The sequence below is a fragment of the Halorubrum xinjiangense genome, assembly GCF_049604745.1.
Lineage (GTDB): Archaea > Halobacteriota > Halobacteria > Halobacteriales > Haloferacaceae > Halorubrum > Halorubrum xinjiangense_A.
Map to the genome: position 1 here is coordinate 2,673,831 of NZ_CP187140.1, position 15,271 is coordinate 2,689,101.

Genomic DNA, 15,271 nt, shown 5'->3' on the forward strand with positions numbered 1-15,271 from the left:
ATGGTTTCTTCACGTGTCATTCGAAATCTCAAAAAGGAGTTCAGACAGAGCGGGCTCGCGAAGCTCGGGCTGGCGCTGGTGGTCATCATCGCCTTGACTGCCGTGTTCGCCCCCTTCATCGCGCCCCACAACCCCACCGACCAGCAGCTCGACCAGAGCGAGCTGCCGCCGATCGGCTTCTCGGAGACGTCGGAGCGGACCTCCTCCCAGATGGTCGACGGCGAGATCCAGACGGTCACCGAGGAGGTCGAGATCACAGCCGACCCCGACCACGTGTTCGGCACCGACGGGCTCGGCCGCGACATGTTCTCACGGGTGGTGTACGGCGCTCGCACGTCGCTCGTCGTCGGCGTGCTCGGCACGCTGCTAGCGGCGTCGATCGGCGTTCCGGTCGGCTTACTCGCCGGCTACCACCGCGGGCGCGTCGACGACGCGCTGATGCGGATCGCGGACGTGAGCCTCGCGTTCCCCTCGCTCGTGTTGGCGGTCGCGTTAATCGGGCTATGGGGGCGGGCGGCGGTGGACATCCCTGACCCGTTCGTCGTCGCCGGGCTCGCGCCGGAGATGCCGGAGAGCTTCGTGTTGCCGATAACGGTGGTGATCGTCGTCGGCCTTGTCAACTGGGTGTGGTTCGCCCGGGTCGCCCGCGGAGAGGCGCTCTCCTTGCGCGGCCAAGAGTACGTGAAGGCGTCGCGCGCGCTCGGCGCCGACGACAACACGATCATCCTCCGGCACGTCCTCCCGAACGCGATCACGCCGATCATCGTCCTCGGGACGGTGCAGGTGGCGGCGATCATCCTCTTGGAGAGCTCGCTGTCGTTCCTCGGGTTCTCCGGGACGACGCTGTCGTGGGGCTTCGACATCGCGCAGGGGCGCGACTACGTCTCCTCCGGCCAGTGGTGGATCGCCTCCATCCCCGGGCTCGCGATCATGCTGTCGGTGATCGGGATCAACCTGCTCGGCGACTGGCTGCGTGACGCCTTAGACCCCGGAATCGAGGGCGAAGGGGGTGCCGCATGAGCGACGCCTTCGGGACCGGCGACGCCACCCCGACCGGAACGCCCGGACCGGACGACGTGCTGTCGGTCCGCGATCTCTCGACCCGGTTCTTCACCGAGGAGGGGCAGATCAACGCGGTGGAGTCGGTGTCGTTCGACCTCCGGGAAGACGAGATCCTCGGCGTCGTCGGCGAGTCCGGCTCCGGCAAGTCGGTGACCGCGCTGTCGCTCGTCGACCTCGTCGAGACGCCCGGCCGGATCACCGCCGGCGAGGTGTGGTACCGCGACCCCGACCTCGCCGAGGAGTTCCGCGGGAACGACGCCGTGCGGGTCGACGGCGACCACGTCGACCTCCGGACCGTGCCGCCGCGCGTCCGGCGCTCGCTGCGCGGCCCCTCCTTCAGCGTCATCTTCCAGGACCCGATGAGCAGCTTCAACCCCTCGATCACGGTCGGCGAGCAGATCGCCGAGGCGGTCGAGGTGCAGCGTCGGGCGCGGGCGAACCCGCGCTCGACGCGCTCGCGGACGCAGGGGTACGGGCTCGGCAAGTACCTCCTCGACGGAATCGTTCCCGGCCGCGACTACACCAGCGAGGAGAGTATGGAGCGGGCCGTCGAACTGCTCGGGCAGGTCGGGATCCCCGACCCCGAGGAGCGCGTCGACGAGTACCCCGGTCAGTTCTCCGGCGGGATGCTCCAGCGCGCGATGATCGCGCAGGCGCTCGCCGGCGAGCCCGACGTGCTGATCGCCGACGAGCCGACGACCGCGCTCGACGTGACGATCCAGGCGCAGATCCTGAACCTGCTGAAGGAGATCCAGGCCGACCGCGGGATGAGCATCGTGCTCATCACCCACGACTTGGGCGTCATCGCCGAGATGTGCGACCGCGTCTGCGTGATGTACGCGGGCGAGGTCGTCGAGCGCGGCACGCTCGACTCGGTGTTCGAGGACACGGTCCACCCGTACACGCAGGGGCTGCTCGGCTCGATCCCCGACGTGGACGACCCGCGGGCGCGGCTCGAACCGATCACGGGCAACGTCCCGAGCCTGATCGACGCCGAGATGGGCGACCGGTGTTACTTCGCGGACCGGTGTCCGAAGGCGATGGACGCGTGCCTCGACAAGCCGCCCGAGGCAACTGTCGACGCCGACGCTGACCACGGCGCCAAGTGCGTCCTCGCGTCCCGCGAGTACGACCCAGCGGACGCGCTCCCGGACGACTACTTCGGCGGGGCCGGCGAGGCCGCCGATCCCGACGACGGGGCGACGGCCGCGACCGACGGAGGTGACGACGAATGAGCGACCCGCTGCTCTCCGTCGAGGGGCTGAAGAAGTACTACGCGGACGACCCGTCGCTCGTCGACCGCCTGCTCGGCCAGGAGTCGGAGAGCGTGAAGGCGGTCGACGGCGTCTCCTTCGACGTGCGGGAGGGCGAGACGCTCGGGCTCGTCGGCGAGTCCGGCTGCGGGAAGTCGACGACCGGCGAGACGGTGTTACGGCTGCGCGAGCCCACCGCGGGCGAGATCACCTTCGACGGGACGGACGTCCGCGGGATGACCGACGCGGAGCTGAACCAGTTCCGGCGGCGCGCGCAGATCGTGTTCCAGGACCCGTTCTCCAGTCTCGACCCGCGGATGACCACCGGCGACATCATCACGGAGGGGCTCCGGATCCACGACATCGCCGACAAGGGCCAGCGCCGGGAGACGGCCCGGGACCTGCTCGAGCGCGTCGGCCTCTCCGCCGACCAGATCGACCGGTACCCGCACGAGTTCTCCGGGGGCCAGCGCCAGCGGATCGGGATCGCGCGGGCGCTCGCCTTGGACCCCGACTTCGTCGTCCTCGACGAGCCGGTGTCGGCGCTCGACGTGAGCGTCCAGGCGCAGATCCTGAACCTGCTCGAAGACCTCCAAGACGACTTCGGGCTCACGTTCCTCTTCATCGCGCACAACCTCGGCGTGGTCCGGCACGTCTGCGACCGCGTCGCGGTGATGTACCTCGGCGAGATCGTCGAGATCGGCCCGGTCGAGGAGATCTTCGACGACCCAGCGCACCCGTACACGAAGGCGCTGTTATCGAGCGTCCCGCGGGCGAGCACGGAGGCGCGCGATGAGGAGTTCACCACGCTCCACGGCGACGTGCCTTCGCCGCGGAACCCGCCGGCGGGCTGTCGGTTCCACACGCGCTGTCCGGCGGCCCGCGCGGCCTGCCGGGAGTCGGCGCCGCCGGGATACGACGTCGGCGACGGCCGGACCGCCGCCTGCTTCCGGGCGGACGACGACCACGCGTACTGGGACAGCGAGCCGATCGGCCAGAACGAGGCGGCCGAGGGAGCGGCCGACACCGGCGAACCGGCGGACGACTGAGCGCCTCCGGGGGCGACTAGAGCGCGTCCCCGGGCGACCGCGCGTTCTCGTCGCGGCGACGGCCTCCGCGACCGCTGATTCTTTTATATACTACGCACCGAACCAGTTCGTTAGTCGTATCTCGAGACGGGAAGCCGCGCCCCGGTTATTCGTCACCGTCGCATCGCTTGAGACATGACGCACAGTGACTCCGGTTCCGACGGCGGGTTCGCGCGACGATCGATCCTCCAGGCTGCTGGCCTCTCGGGGGTCGCCGGGCTGGCGGGCTGTCTGAGCGACGCGGCGACCACCGCGGCGGCCGGCGACGGCGCGGACGCCGCACAGACCGACGACGAGGAGCCCACGCTCCCCGAGACCGGGTCGCCGGAGGTCGTCGACCTCGACGAGCGCGGCCGTGAGGTGACGCTGCGCTCGGTCCACGCCCGCCACGCGGCCCACCCCGGGAGCTCGCTGGGCGGGCCGGTCGAGATGCCGGTGACGTGGGCGTTCCAGGCCGACGACGGCACGCCGAGCGTGCCCGGGCCGGTCCTCCGGGCGACTGAGGGCGACGACCTGTCGATCACGCTCGACAACACCGACGCGGAGATGCCCCACACGCTCCACTTCCACGGCGTCTCGAAGTCGTGGAAGGACGACGGCGTCCCGTCGACGACCGGGATCACGGTGATGCCCGGCGAGAAGCACACCTACGAGATCGGCGCGGACGTGCCCGGCACCCACCTCTACCACTGTCACTTCAACACCCCGATGCACATGGACATGGGAATGTACGGGATCCTCCGCATCGACCCCGAGGGGTACGAGGAGGCCGACGTCGAGCAGTTCATGACGCTGAAGGACTGGGACACGCGGCTCTCTCGGTCGTACGGCGGCGAGGACGCGACGTACGACCTCCAGAACCGCCGGCCCGATGCGTTCACGATCAACGGGCGGGTCGCGCCGTACACGTTCAACCCCGACCACGGCTCGCCGGTCGTCGTCAGCGAGGGCGACACGGTGCGGCTGCACCTGGTCAACGCCGGGTTCATGTCGCACCCGATGCACACGCACAACCACCGGTTCCGCACGGTCGAGAAGGACGGCGCCGAGTACCCCGAGGTGATGCAACTCCCGGAGGACGTGGTGAACGTCGCGCCCGCGGAGCGGTACACCGTCGAGTTCGAGGCGGACGCCGACCCCGGCATCTACCCGATCCACTGCCACAAGGTCGACCACGTCCGGAACGGCGGCGTCTACCCCGGCGGGATGCTCACCGCCATCGTCTACGAGCAGGCGATGGGTTCGGACGTGTTCGCGGACCTCATGGACAAGGCGGGCTACGAGCTCTAAGCCCCGAGTAACACCGACCGCAAGATTTCTTCTCCGTTACCGCTCGCGCACGACGACGAACTCCGCGAGGTCGCGGAGGTACTCGATCGCCTCGGTCTCCGGGGGGTTCGCGTCGTCGAGGGCGGCGAGCGCACGGTCCGACTCCGCACGGGCGCGCTCGTTGATCTCCTCGGGCGACAGCGACGTGACCTGGAGGACCGAGGGGCGGTCCATCTCCGCGTCCTGCCCGGTCGGCTTGCCGAGGTCGTCGGCGTCGGCGGTGGCGTCTAACACGTCGTCGCGCATCTGGAAGGCGACGCCGACGCGCTCGGCGTACTCGCCGAATGAGTCGATCGCGTGGGGATCCGCGCCGCCCGCGACCGCGCCCAGCTCGGCGGCGGCGCGGAACAGCGCGCCCGTCTTCCGGCGCGCCAGCTCCATGTACTCCTCCTCGTTGGTCGGTCGCGCGGCGAGTTCGGTCGCCTCGCCCTCGCCGAGTTCGACCATCGCCTCGGCGACGGTGCGCATCGCGCGCGGCTCGGCGGAGAACAGCGCGAACGCCTCGCCGAGCAGGCCGTCGCTGGCGATGATCGCCGGGCCGTAGCCGAACTCCGCCCACGCGGCGGCGGTGCCGCGGCGGACCTCCGAGCGGTCGATGATGTCGTCGATCACGAGCGAGGCGTTGTGGACGAACTCGATGCCGGCCGCGAAGTCGACCGCCGCCTCGGGGTCGCCGTCGAACGCCTCGCAGGCGAGGACGGTCACCGCGGGCCGGACGCGCTTGCCGCCCGCGAGGACGACGTGGCCGACGTCGTCGGACAGCTCCTCGGGCTCGACGTCGTCGATGACCGACTCGATCCGGTCTTCGACCAGCCCGACCCGACGCTCCAGGTACTCCATCTACCGTCCGGAGGGCCCCGGCGCGCAAAGGCCTAACGGAACGCCCTCCGAACGCCGGATTCGGACGACGGCGACGACGTTATCTCGCACACAATTTCTGCGGTGGCGCGTGCCGACGAGCGGCCGCAGGCCGCGAGTCGCACGCGCGAGGGAGTCGCGGCCGCTTTTAAGCGGCCGCGACGAGGTTGGGGAGGCGTGAGGTGCGGGGCGGTTGCGGTGCGGGGTGGGACTCAAAGGGGCAGCCGGGAGGGCGAAGCACGGCGACGTAAGGACCGCAGCGAAGGAGCGTCAGCGACTGAGCGAGGACCGCAACGAGCCGCGCGAGCCCTCTCGGCTGGGGCTTTGGCGGTGTTCGCCGCTGATCCGTAGTCACTTGTTTATAAATGAGCGGCCGAGGATTCGGCCGTCTTCCCCGATAATTCGAAACCCACTCACCACCGAGCGGCTACCCGTCACTCCGGGAACTCCACGTCGACGAACTCGAAGCGAGCGCCGCCCTCGGCGCTCTCCTCGATGGCTATCTTCCACCCGTGGGCGGTGGAAATCTGCTCGACGATACTCAGTCCGAGCCCCACGCCGTCACCGCCCGTGGTCACGCCGTCTTCGAGCACCTGCCCGCGGAGGTGGTCCGGAATGCCGGCGCCGGTGTCTTCGACGTAGAACCCTTCGGCGAGTTGTCCGACCGTCACGGTCACGTCCTCGCCGCCGTGCTGGATCGCGTTGCGGAACAGGTTCTCTAAGACCTGTCTCAGCCGGCTCTCGTCGGCGCAAACCTCCCCGTCCGTCTCGACGGCCAGCGACGCGCCCTTCGTCTCGACGCTGCCCCACGCCGACCGGCTCACCGCGCCGAGGTCCACGGGCGCGACCGCCTCGATCTGGTCCCCGGCCTTCGTCAGCGACACGAGGTCGTTGATGAGCGTGTTCATCCGCGTGAGCGCGTCGTCCGCCTTCTCGAGGTGCTCGCTGTCGGACTCCTCCCGGGCGATTTCGAGCCGCCCCTGCGCCACGTTCACCGGGTTTCGGAGGTCGTGGCTGGCGATGTCGACGAACTGGTCCAGCTGTTCGTTCTTCCGCTCGAGGCGGTCGTTCGCCCGTTCGAGTTCGGTCACCGTCTCCGCGAGGAGCTCGTTCGACCGGTGGATCCGGGTCGCGTAAATGCCGATGACGGTGCCGAGCGCCGCGCCGACGCTCAACGAGCCGGTGATCGAGAGCGGAATCGACGTGTCCGGCCGGGCGGCCATCTCCCCGAACCAGGCTCCGAGAATCGTAAACGCGAGCAGCCCCGTCACGGTCCATTTCAGCACGGTCCACCGTTTCGCTCCGACGACGCTGTCCGCTCGGAACCACCCGTAGGCGACCAGTCCGACCCCGATAGCACCCGGGACCGCGGCTTGGAGCGAGAGTACCCCCACACTGACGTCCGCGAGCATGCCCACCGCTGCCGTCGCGACGATAATCGACGCCCCCACGATACTGACAGGATTCACCCGGCTGTTGGGGGGCATCGTCCTATAACGTAATTCGCTGTTCGGTATTTTAAAAGATTATGATAATTCCGAGAGTGTGGCTACCCGCGAACTCCCCGGCGAGATCAGCCGGTTACAGATCGCGGGCCGAACCGACCGCCGCATAGTGTCAGTTTCAAAATGAATAACTCGGCGATGTTATGGCGCTGCCCGCGCTCCCGCTTCGGGAGCATCATCGCGTCAGTTGTCCGGTGTCCGCCCGGAGCCGAACGGCGGCGAGTCGCTTGGCGTTCGCTTCCCTCCGTTTCGCGTGCGGAACCGCCGCGCGCTCTCTTACTGGAACCGGACGCCGAGGTCGTGAAGCCCGTCGTTGTTCGAGGCGACGTTGATGAGTAGCGGCGTCAACCCCTCGATTTCGGGTGCGTTGGCGATGCCGCCGGCGTCGAGCGCGCGGAGCCCCTCGATCCCCTCGGCGACGTCCGCGACCGTCCGCTTCGCGTCCTCGTCGTCGCCGATGACGAGCGTGTCGACCCCGAGCTCGGCGTCGAGGTTCGCGAGGCGCGCGGCCGCGAGGTTGTGGAACGCGCCGACGACGGCGACGCCCTCGGGCGCCGCGTCGGCGACGATCTTCGTCACCGAGCCCGCGCCGGGCTTGTGGTAGTGGAACCCCTCGTCGTCGCGTTTCATCCCCGTCGCCGGCGAGACCAGCACGTCGCCGTCGTCGAGCGACCCCGCCACCGCCTCGACGGTGTCGCCGACGTGGTACGGCGGGACCGCGAGGACGACGATCCGCGCGTCGGCGGCGACTGAGGCGTTCTCGCCGCCCGCGACGGTCGCGTCGAGCCCGCGGCTCTCCAGCTCGGTCGTGTACTCTTCCGCCTTGTTCTCGGCCTTCTCGGCCTCCCGCGACCCGACCGCGACCCGGTGGGGCGTGTCCGCCGCCAGCCGCAGCGCGAGCCCCTCGCCGATGTCGCCGGTGCCGCCCAGGATGGCGATTTTCATACGATCCGTGGGGTCGCTCGCGTCTTAGGGGTTGCGCGACCGGCCGTCCTCGCCACTGTCGAAGGCGACGCCGCCGCGGCGATCGAAGCGGAAGCTTCTCGTCCGAGCGCGCGGAGCCGACGGCCATGGACGAGCAGGACCGCGTCGCCGCGTTCGTCGACGAGTACGGGTTAGAGACCGACCTCGCGTACCACGCGCTCGACTTAGAGAGCGAGGTCGGCGAGATCGCGAAGGAGGTGACGACCTCGACCGACTACGGACGCAACCCGGGCGCCGCGTCGATCGCGACCGACGAGATCGGGGACGCGCTGTTCGCGCTGCTCGCGCTCGCCGAGGCGGCCGACGTCGACGCCGACGACGCGCTCGACGAGGCGCTGGCGAAGTACGAGGCGCGGATCGCCTCGTCGGGTGACCCCGGCTCCGACGAATAGCGACCCGACCGGCGACCCCGGCTCCGGCGAATAGCGACGCCCCTGGGGCGTCGGTTCAAGTGCGCCGGCCGCGTACCGGACGTATGACCGACACGCCGTCGCTGGCGCTCCGCTACGTCGCCTGCGACGCCTGCGAGACGGTGTTCGCGCAACCGGACGACCCCGACGAGCCGACCGCCTGCGATCGGTGCGGCGCCGGTCCGCTCCGCGAACTCACTGGAATCCGGGGCCCGGACGCGTACTTCGCGCCCTGAGACCGGTGCGGGCTGCGGTCGCGGACCTCGGAACGCGGGCGACGCGTCACCCCGACCGCCTCACCGCACGTCGTCCATCTCCAGCTCTCCGGCCGCGATCGCGCGGAGCTCCTCCTCGGAGAGGCGATCGATCACGAACGCGGGTATCCCGTCCGGAACCCCCGCCGGAATCGACCGACTGCCGTCCGCTGCCTCCGCTCGACTCCCGCCGCTCGCCTCCGTCAGTTGCCGTCCGCCGTCCGTCCGAGACGCCCCGCGGGGGCCGCCGTCCGCGGACAGCCGGCGCACGGTCCGTTCGACCGCCTCGACCGCCGTCGACTGGCGCTCGCTTTCGTCGGCCAGCTCTTGCATCCGCTCGCTGATCCGGTTCGACTGCTCGACCACCCCGTCGATCGTCGCGGCGATCTCCTCGGCGGCGGCGGCCTGCTCGTCGGTCACGTCCGAGACCTCGTCGATCCCGTCCGCCGTCTCCGTCACCGCCTCGGCGATGTCGGTGAGGTTCTCGGTCGCGTCGTCGACGCGCTCGCTCCCCTCGTCGACCCGCACCGTCGTCTCCGAGAGGCTCTCGACCGTCTCCTCGGTGTCGGTGCGGATGCCGTCGACCATCGACTCGATGTCGCTCGCGTGCCGCTGTGACTCCTCCGCGAGCGACTTGATCTCGTCGGCGACGACGCCGAACCCGGCGCCGGCCTCGCCGGCCCGCGCCGCCTCGATCGAGGCGTTCAGCGCGAGCAGGTTCGTCTGGTCGGCGATCCCGTTGATCGCGTCGACGAACTCGTCGATCTCCTCGACGCGCTCTTGGAGCGCCTCGACGTCCTCCGCCACCTCGTCGACGGCGTCGCCGATGTCGTCCATGGCGGCCGCGGCGTCGTCGGCCGCGTCTCGGCCGTCCTCCGCGAGCGTCTCCGCCCGGCTGCTCGTCCGCTCGACCTCGTCGGCGGTCGACGCCACCTCCTCGACCGTCGCCGAGAGGTTCGCCACCTCGGAGGAGATCTCGGCGACCCGGTCCGACTGGTCCTCGGCCGCGTCGCCGACCTCGGCGGCGCGATCGGCGACGTCGCCCGCGGACTCGCGGAGGTCGCCGATCGGCCCTTTGACCTCGTCTTCCACCTCCGCCATCAGCCGCTCGTTCTCCTCGACCGCCTCCGTGAGCTTCTCGCTGTACGAGTGGATGTACGTGTCCGTGACGACCTGCATGTCGAGGTTGACGATCCGGAGGACGGAGAGCAGGTCCTCGATCGCGTCGTCGACCTCCTCCTCGACCGCCGCCGCGGTCGCGTCGTCGAGTTCCTCGTCGACGCCGTCGCCCGCCAGCCGGTCCGTGAGCGAGTCGACGAGGCGGTCGCCGATGAGCGGGAGGATGAGGTCGTAGTACACGCCGTACTGACCGATGTAGTGTTTCATCGGCATCTCCAGCATGTCGTGGATCTTGCCGATCCGCGCCCGGTCCTCGAAGTAGTCCGAGCCGTAGTCGCCCTCCGCGAGCGTCACGAGGTACGCCGACTGCGTCCGCTTGAGCTGTTCGAGCCCCTTCTCCGACCGGCTGATCACGTCGACGGTCTGCTGGTGGCCGGTGAGGTTCTCGTAGAAGTCGTCCGCGATCTGCTCCGCGTTCTCCGCGAACGCGTCCTCGTACCGGCTCAGTCGCCGCTCGTCTTCCTCGTCGAAGCCGACGAACTCCTTTCGCCACGCGATCTCGTCGGCGTCCAGCCCGATCTCGTCGACCAGCGCGGACGCGTCGAGTCCGTCGTTTAAGCCCCCCTGTCCGAAATCGTCTCGGCTGTACTCTCCGGATGTAGCCATGCTGGAGGCTCCCCGTTTGGGTTATATAAGATACAACACCCGCGTCTCACGAGTGATAGCGGACTCGTGCGGCGCCGCTCTGGGGGATCGATCTGTTTCGCGCCGCCGACGGCCGTTCAGTCGGCGCCGGCCGCGTCGCTCTCGGCGGGCGCGTCGCCCTCCGCGGCCGGTTCGACCGCGACTGCCGAGTGCTTGAACTCGGGGATCTTCGCCTCAGGGTCGAGCGCGTCGCCGGTGAGGACGTTCGCGAGCGGCTCCGGGTAGTGGAACGTACAGAACGCCACGCCCTCGCGGACCGCCGGCGTGACGTCGGCCGCGACCTCGACGCTCCCCCGCTCGTTCGAGACGGTCACCGGGTCGCCGTCGTCGATCCCGCGCTCTGCGGCGTCGTCAGGGTGGATCTGGAGAACATCCTCGCCGCGCATGGCGGTGAGGCGGTCCGAGCGCCGGCTGAGTGCCCCGCTGTTGAAGTGCTGGAGCACGCGCCCGGTCGTGAGGGTCAACTCGCCGTCCTCAAGGTTGTCCGCGGGCGGGACCGGGTCCACGACCGCGAGCGGGGCGGTGCGCTCGTCCGTCGCGAACGCCTCGGCGTGTAACACGTCAGTGCCGGACCCGTCGGCCGGCGAGAACGGCCACCGCTGGTAGCCGTCGCCGATCCCCTCGTAGGTCATCCCCTCGTAGATCGGTGCGACGCGCGTCAGCTCGTCGAACGCTGCCTCCGGGCCGTCGTAGTCGAACGCCGCCGGGCGGTCCGTGAGCCGCCGGCCGAGGTCGGCGAGAATATCGAAGTCGCGCCGCGCGTTCCCCGGCAGGTCGGCGTTCGGCCGCATCCGCATCACGCGCCGGTCGGTGTTCGTCACGGTGCCGGACTTCTCGGCCCACGCGCTCCCGGGGAGGACCACGTCGGCGTGCGTCGCCGTCCGCGTCTCGAACAGGTCGATCACCACGCAGAAGTCGAGCTCGTCGAACGCCGACGCGACCGCGGTTGCGTTCGGCTCGGTGACCGCCGGGTTCTCCCCGAAGACGACCGCGGCGCGCACCTCGTCGCCGAACCGGTGGGTCGCCTCGACCTCGGTGAGGCCGGGCTCCGACGGCGGCTCGACGCCCCACTCCGCGGCGACGCGCTCGCGGGCGTCCGGGTCCGTCACCGGCTCGTAGCCGGGGAGGACGCCCGGGAGCCCGCCGACGTCGCTCGCGCCCTGGACGTTGTTCTGTCCGCGCAGCGGGTTCACGCCCGTCCCGGGCCGACCGACGTTGCCGGTCAAAAGCGCGAGGTTGAGCAGGGCGTGGACGTTGTCGGTGCCGCAGCGGTGCTGGCTCGTCCCCATCCCCGTCACGATCGCGGCGCGGTCTGCCTCGCCGTAGGCCCGCGCCGCCTCGCGGATCGCCTCGGGGTCGACGCCGGCCGCCTCGGCGTTCGCGGCGACGTCCACGTCCGCGAGGTGCTCGCGCAGCCGGTCGAACCCGGTCGTGCGCTCCGCGAGGAACGCCTCGTCGACGAGGTCCTCCCGGACGAGGACCGCCGCGATCGCGTTCGCCACCTCGATGTCGGTGCCGGGCCGCAGCGGGAGGTGGACGTCCGCCGCCTCGGTCGTGTCATTCGCCCGCGGGTCGACGTGGACCAGCGTTGCGCCGTCGCGAATCGCCGGGAGGACGTACGAGCGGAACGCCACGGGGTGCTGCTCGGCCGGGTTGGCGCCGTTGACGAGGATGCAGTCGGCCTCCCCGAGGTCGTCTAAGGTATTCGTCATCGCGCCGGCGCCGAACCGCTCGCTCATCGCGGCGACCGTCGAGGCGTGACAGAGCCGCGCGCAGTTGTCCACGTTGTTCGTCCCGAGGACGCGCGCGAGCTTCTGGAGGACGTAGTTCTCCTCGTTCGTACAGTTCGACGACGCGAAGAACTGGACGGCGTCCGGGCCGTGCTCGTCGACCACGTCGCCGATCCCGCTCGCGACGCGGTCGAGCGCCTCCTCCCACGGCGCCGTGACGAAGTGTCCGTTGTGGCGGACGAGCGGCTCCGTCAGCCGGTCGTCGTGGTCCACGACGTCGAACGCGGCCGCCCCCTTCGGACAGATCTCGCCGCGCTCGTTCACCGGCCCCTCGACGCCGGTCGCGCTCCCCCGCCCGGCGTACTCGACGCTACAGCCGACGCCGCAGAACGGACAGACGGTCGGGTTCGACTCGAAGTCCCGCTCGCTCGTCTCGGTCGGGTCGGTCATCGGATCACGGTACGGGTTCCACGACCCTCCAGATGCCACCGGAGCTACGTGGTGTTTTAAATAAACCCGCCGCGCGCCGGCGCGCGGTTCGACCGCCCCGCGGCCGGCGGACGTACGTCCCCGTGGTCGGCAACCCTACCGCCGACCGCGGCAACTCTACCGCCGACCCCAGCGACTCACCCCGTCACGGCGTCGATCCCAGCCGGCGCGAGTAGGCGCCCCAGCGACAGGCCGCCCGTCGTCACGAGGCAGGCAGCGAACGCGATCGTGCCGAGCTTTCCGCCGAACCCGACGAAGTACGGCGCTGCGCCGACGAAGACGACCCCCGCGGTCCCGCCGGCCAGCAGCATCGGGCCGGGACCCGGGATCCGCTCCGGCGTCGCCATCCCGGCGAACGACGCGCAGAAGACGACCGCCGCGACCGCGTCGCCCGCGGCGAACAGCGGCGGACAGAGGAGTCCGGCGACGAGCCCGACGACCGCCGAGGCGACGACCGGGCCGTGGCCGAGCCGGACGGAGAGGAGGAACGTGACGACGGCGGCGAGGGCCGCCGCGACGACGAGCCGCGCCGCGACGGTCGGCGCTGGGACCGACCCCGCCCCGGGAGCCAGCCCGCCGACCGCGGCCACCGACAAGCAGCCGACGAACGCTGTCGTGCCGAGCTTCCCGCCGAACCCGTTGAACGCCCGCTTGGCGACGACGAAGACGACGCCGGCCGCGACCCCCGCGGCCGCCACCGACCCGAGGTCGGCGTCGGCCGCCGGCGTCGCCATCCCGACGAACGAGCCGCAGTACGCGGGGGCGCCGTACGTTTCGCTCAGGAGATACGCGCAGAGCCCCACGAGCGCGGACGCCACGACCGGTCCGACGCCCGCACGGACGGAGAGGAGGTAGGTGAACGGCGCCCCGGCGGCCACGGCGGTCGCGTTGCCGAGGTCGGTCCGCGTGACGCGGAACCCGTCCGTCCGCAGCGCGTACCGCGTCTCCTTCGCCGCGGTGTACACTAGTCCCGTCGCCGCGGATGCGGCGAGGAGGCCGCCGACGAACGCGCCGGCGTCGCTGCTCGTCTGCGTCACTATGCCCCCGCCGGCCCCGCCCGCCAGCCCGGCGGTCGCCGCGACGACCATCCCGGCCCCGGCGGCGGCCAAGGCGATCGCTCCGACCGCGTGGATCGCTCGGTTCACGCCCGCGACTCCGGACGGGGGACCGATACCGACCGGCCCTCAGTATTGCGGGTGTTCTCGGTGACACCCCGGCGAGCGCCCGGTTCGTTGGGGATCAGGCCTTTGTACCCGTCGTTCCAACCTCGACGCGATGGGAACCGAAGGGAAGCCGGCGGACGACGGCGCGGGGGTGACGCCCGGCGGCGTTCGCGCCGGCGTCGCGATCCACGGGACGAGCAACTGCCCGGTCGTCGCCGCGTCGACCGCCCACGACGGCCCGGTGACGGGCGTCAACTGGACGCACGTGGGCGACACGCACACCGAGGAGTTCCGCGCCCGCGACCCGGACGCGGTCGACCGCGCGGAGGGCGTCCCGACGCCCACCTCGGTCGTCGACCTCGGCGACGAGCGGGTGTACCGGTACGACCGCCCGCGCGACGGGGAGTGCGCCTGCCGGATCATCGAGGAGCTCGACTGCCCGATCGCGGACGCGCGCGCCGATGACGGGGTCCTCGTGCTCACGCTTCACCTCCCAAACCTCGAGCGCCTCCGCGACATCGTCTCGGCGCTCGACGGGGTCGCCGACCGCGTCGAGGTCCGCTACCTCGTCGAGGGCGCGGCGCGCGGCGACGGGGTGTCAGACCGGACGCTCGTCGACCGCGGCCGGCTCACCGACCGCCAGTGCGAGGTGCTGCGGACCGCCTACCGAATGGGCTACTTCGAGCGCCCCCGCGAGGCCAACGCCGAGGCGGTGGCCGCCGAACTCGACATCTCCCCGTCGACGTTCGCCGAACACCTCGCGACCGCCCAACGGAAGCTCTTAGAAGAGACGCTCGCCGGAAACTGACGGGCTTCCCTCCGTCTCAGGCGGCGTGTTCGTCGATCGCGGACTCGAGCGTCGTGCGGTCTTGCGCGCCGACGAACCGGTCGACGACCTCGCCGTCCGCGTACAGGACGAGCGTCGGGATGCTGCGCGCCCCCAGCTGCTGGGCGACCGCCTGGTTCGCGTCGACGTCGACCTTGGCGACTGCGGCGTCGGTCTCGGCCGCCAGCGCCTCGATCGTCGGCTCCATCATCTGACACGGGCCGCACCAGTCGGCGTAACAGTCCACGAGGACGACGTCGTGGTCGTCGACCGCGCGCCGGAGTTCGTCGATTCCGTTCACGTGGATCGGCTCGCTCGGGGTCGCCGCTCCGCCATCGTCGCCGGCATCGGTTCCGACGGCCTCGTCGAGCGATTCCCCCTCGTCGAGGCGCGCTTCGAGCTCCCGCCGCTTCCGTTCACGGATGCGCTCGCGTTCCGTCTTCGCGTCGTCGCCCGCCGGTTCGCTCGCGTCGGCTGCGTCACTCATACGTCAGTA

At 70.6% G+C, this 15,271-nt stretch carries 14 protein-coding genes; 7 read left to right on the forward strand and 7 right to left on the reverse strand.

Translation table 11 applies throughout. The features are described from left to right. The 4 genes from ACOZ35_RS14600 (at position 1) to ACOZ35_RS14615 (ending at position 4,693) form a co-directional block, all read left to right on the forward strand. On the forward strand, positions 1–1,020 hold the full coding sequence (locus ACOZ35_RS14600; protein ID WP_424014241.1) for an ABC transporter permease: 1,020 nt from the start codon (positions 1–3) through the stop codon (positions 1,018–1,020). After that, a complete protein-coding gene (locus ACOZ35_RS14605; RefSeq protein WP_424014242.1) occupies positions 1,017–2,297 on the forward strand; it encodes an ABC transporter ATP-binding protein in 1,281 nt (426 codons plus the stop codon). Before ACOZ35_RS14600 ends, ACOZ35_RS14605 begins: the two co-directional genes overlap by 4 nt. Continuing rightward, complete coding sequence (locus ACOZ35_RS14610; RefSeq protein ID WP_424014243.1) at positions 2,294–3,364, forward strand: ABC transporter ATP-binding protein; 1,071 nt, start codon at positions 2,294–2,296, stop codon at positions 3,362–3,364. Before ACOZ35_RS14605 ends, ACOZ35_RS14610 begins: the two co-directional genes overlap by 4 nt. A gap of 174 nt (positions 3,365–3,538) precedes the next feature. Beyond that, entirely contained in the window at positions 3,539–4,693 is a 1,155-nt protein-coding gene (locus ACOZ35_RS14615) for a multicopper oxidase domain-containing protein (protein WP_424014244.1), read from the forward strand. Between the two features lie 36 nt (positions 4,694–4,729). Here the strand turns inward: ACOZ35_RS14615 and ACOZ35_RS14620 are convergent, their stop codons facing one another. The 3 genes from ACOZ35_RS14620 to npdG form a co-directional block, all read right to left on the reverse strand. Continuing rightward, positions 4,730–5,572 (reverse strand): polyprenyl synthetase family protein, encoded by an 843-nt coding sequence (locus tag ACOZ35_RS14620; protein WP_424014245.1) that lies wholly within the window; start codon positions 5,570–5,572, stop codon positions 4,730–4,732. Positions 5,573–6,024: 452 nt separating this feature from the next. Next, entirely contained in the window at positions 6,025–7,077 is a 1,053-nt protein-coding gene (locus ACOZ35_RS14625; protein WP_424014246.1) for a sensor histidine kinase, read from the reverse strand. Positions 7,078–7,371: 294 nt separating this feature from the next. Beyond that, positions 7,372–8,040, reverse strand: a complete 669-nt coding sequence (gene npdG, locus ACOZ35_RS14630) for an NADPH-dependent F420 reductase (RefSeq protein WP_424014247.1) — start codon at positions 8,038–8,040, stop codon at positions 7,372–7,374. 125 nt (positions 8,041–8,165) lie between these two features. Here npdG and ACOZ35_RS14635 point away from each other — a divergent pair, with 125 nt between their 5' ends. Further along, on the forward strand, positions 8,166–8,471 hold the full coding sequence (locus ACOZ35_RS14635; protein WP_424014248.1) for a MazG-like family protein: 306 nt from the start codon (positions 8,166–8,168) through the stop codon (positions 8,469–8,471). An 83-nt stretch (positions 8,472–8,554) separates the two neighbouring features. Then, positions 8,555–8,725, forward strand: coding sequence for a hypothetical protein (locus tag ACOZ35_RS14640; protein ID WP_424014249.1), 171 nt, complete (start codon positions 8,555–8,557; stop codon positions 8,723–8,725). Positions 8,726–8,785: 60 nt separating this feature from the next. Here ACOZ35_RS14640 and ACOZ35_RS14645 read toward each other — a convergent pair whose 3' ends face one another. The 3 genes from ACOZ35_RS14645 to ACOZ35_RS14655 form a co-directional block, all read right to left on the reverse strand. Next, a complete protein-coding gene (locus ACOZ35_RS14645) occupies positions 8,786–10,528 on the reverse strand; it encodes a methyl-accepting chemotaxis protein (protein WP_424014250.1) in 1,743 nt (580 codons plus the stop codon). A 116-nt stretch (positions 10,529–10,644) separates the two neighbouring features. Beyond that, a complete protein-coding gene (gene fdhF, locus ACOZ35_RS14650) occupies positions 10,645–12,747 on the reverse strand; it encodes a formate dehydrogenase subunit alpha (RefSeq protein ID WP_424014251.1) in 2,103 nt (700 codons plus the stop codon). Between the two features lie 176 nt (positions 12,748–12,923). Next, positions 12,924–13,874: a hypothetical protein gene (locus ACOZ35_RS14655; protein WP_424016077.1), complete on the reverse strand. Its 951-nt coding sequence runs from the start codon at positions 13,872–13,874 to the stop codon at positions 12,924–12,926. A gap of 187 nt (positions 13,875–14,061) precedes the next feature. Here ACOZ35_RS14655 and ACOZ35_RS14660 point away from each other — a divergent pair, with 187 nt between their 5' ends. Further along, complete coding sequence (locus ACOZ35_RS14660; protein ID WP_424014252.1) at positions 14,062–14,757, forward strand: helix-turn-helix domain-containing protein; 696 nt, start codon at positions 14,062–14,064, stop codon at positions 14,755–14,757. 16 nt (positions 14,758–14,773) lie between these two features. Here ACOZ35_RS14660 and trxA read toward each other — a convergent pair whose 3' ends face one another. Next, entirely contained in the window at positions 14,774–15,262 is a 489-nt protein-coding gene (gene trxA, locus ACOZ35_RS14665; protein ID WP_424014253.1) for a thioredoxin, read from the reverse strand. Positions 15,263–15,271 lie beyond the last annotated feature (9 nt).

What these genes read in the sequence shown, in the direction of transcription:
- ACOZ35_RS14620 (WP_424014245.1), bottom strand. Translation starts at nt 5,572, where the DNA reads ATGGAGTACCTGGAGCGTCGGGTCGGGCTGGTCGAAGACCGGATCGAG.
- ACOZ35_RS14660 (WP_424014252.1), top strand. Translation starts at nt 14,062, where the DNA reads ATGGGAACCGAAGGGAAGCCGGCGGACGACGGCGCGGGGGTGACGCCC.
- ACOZ35_RS14605 (WP_424014242.1), top strand. Translation starts at nt 1,017, where the DNA reads ATGAGCGACGCCTTCGGGACCGGCGACGCCACCCCGACCGGAACGCCC.
- npdG (WP_424014247.1), bottom strand. Translation starts at nt 8,040, where the DNA reads ATGAAAATCGCCATCCTGGGCGGCACCGGCGACATCGGCGAGGGGCTC.
- ACOZ35_RS14615 (WP_424014244.1), top strand. Translation starts at nt 3,539, where the DNA reads ATGACGCACAGTGACTCCGGTTCCGACGGCGGGTTCGCGCGACGATCG.
- trxA (WP_424014253.1), bottom strand. Translation starts at nt 15,262, where the DNA reads ATGAGTGACGCAGCCGACGCGAGCGAACCGGCGGGCGACGACGCGAAG.
- ACOZ35_RS14640 (WP_424014249.1), top strand. Translation starts at nt 8,555, where the DNA reads ATGACCGACACGCCGTCGCTGGCGCTCCGCTACGTCGCCTGCGACGCC.
- ACOZ35_RS14635 (WP_424014248.1), top strand. Translation starts at nt 8,166, where the DNA reads ATGGACGAGCAGGACCGCGTCGCCGCGTTCGTCGACGAGTACGGGTTA.
- ACOZ35_RS14645 (WP_424014250.1), bottom strand. Translation starts at nt 10,528, where the DNA reads ATGGCTACATCCGGAGAGTACAGCCGAGACGATTTCGGACAGGGGGGC.
- ACOZ35_RS14655 (WP_424016077.1), bottom strand. Translation starts at nt 13,874, where the DNA reads ATGGTCGTCGCGGCGACCGCCGGGCTGGCGGGCGGGGCCGGCGGGGGC.
- ACOZ35_RS14610 (WP_424014243.1), top strand. Translation starts at nt 2,294, where the DNA reads ATGAGCGACCCGCTGCTCTCCGTCGAGGGGCTGAAGAAGTACTACGCG.
- ACOZ35_RS14600 (WP_424014241.1), top strand. Translation starts at nt 1, where the DNA reads ATGGTTTCTTCACGTGTCATTCGAAATCTCAAAAAGGAGTTCAGACAG.
- fdhF (WP_424014251.1), bottom strand. Translation starts at nt 12,747, where the DNA reads ATGACCGACCCGACCGAGACGAGCGAGCGGGACTTCGAGTCGAACCCG.
- ACOZ35_RS14625 (WP_424014246.1), bottom strand. Translation starts at nt 7,077, where the DNA reads ATGCCCCCCAACAGCCGGGTGAATCCTGTCAGTATCGTGGGGGCGTCG.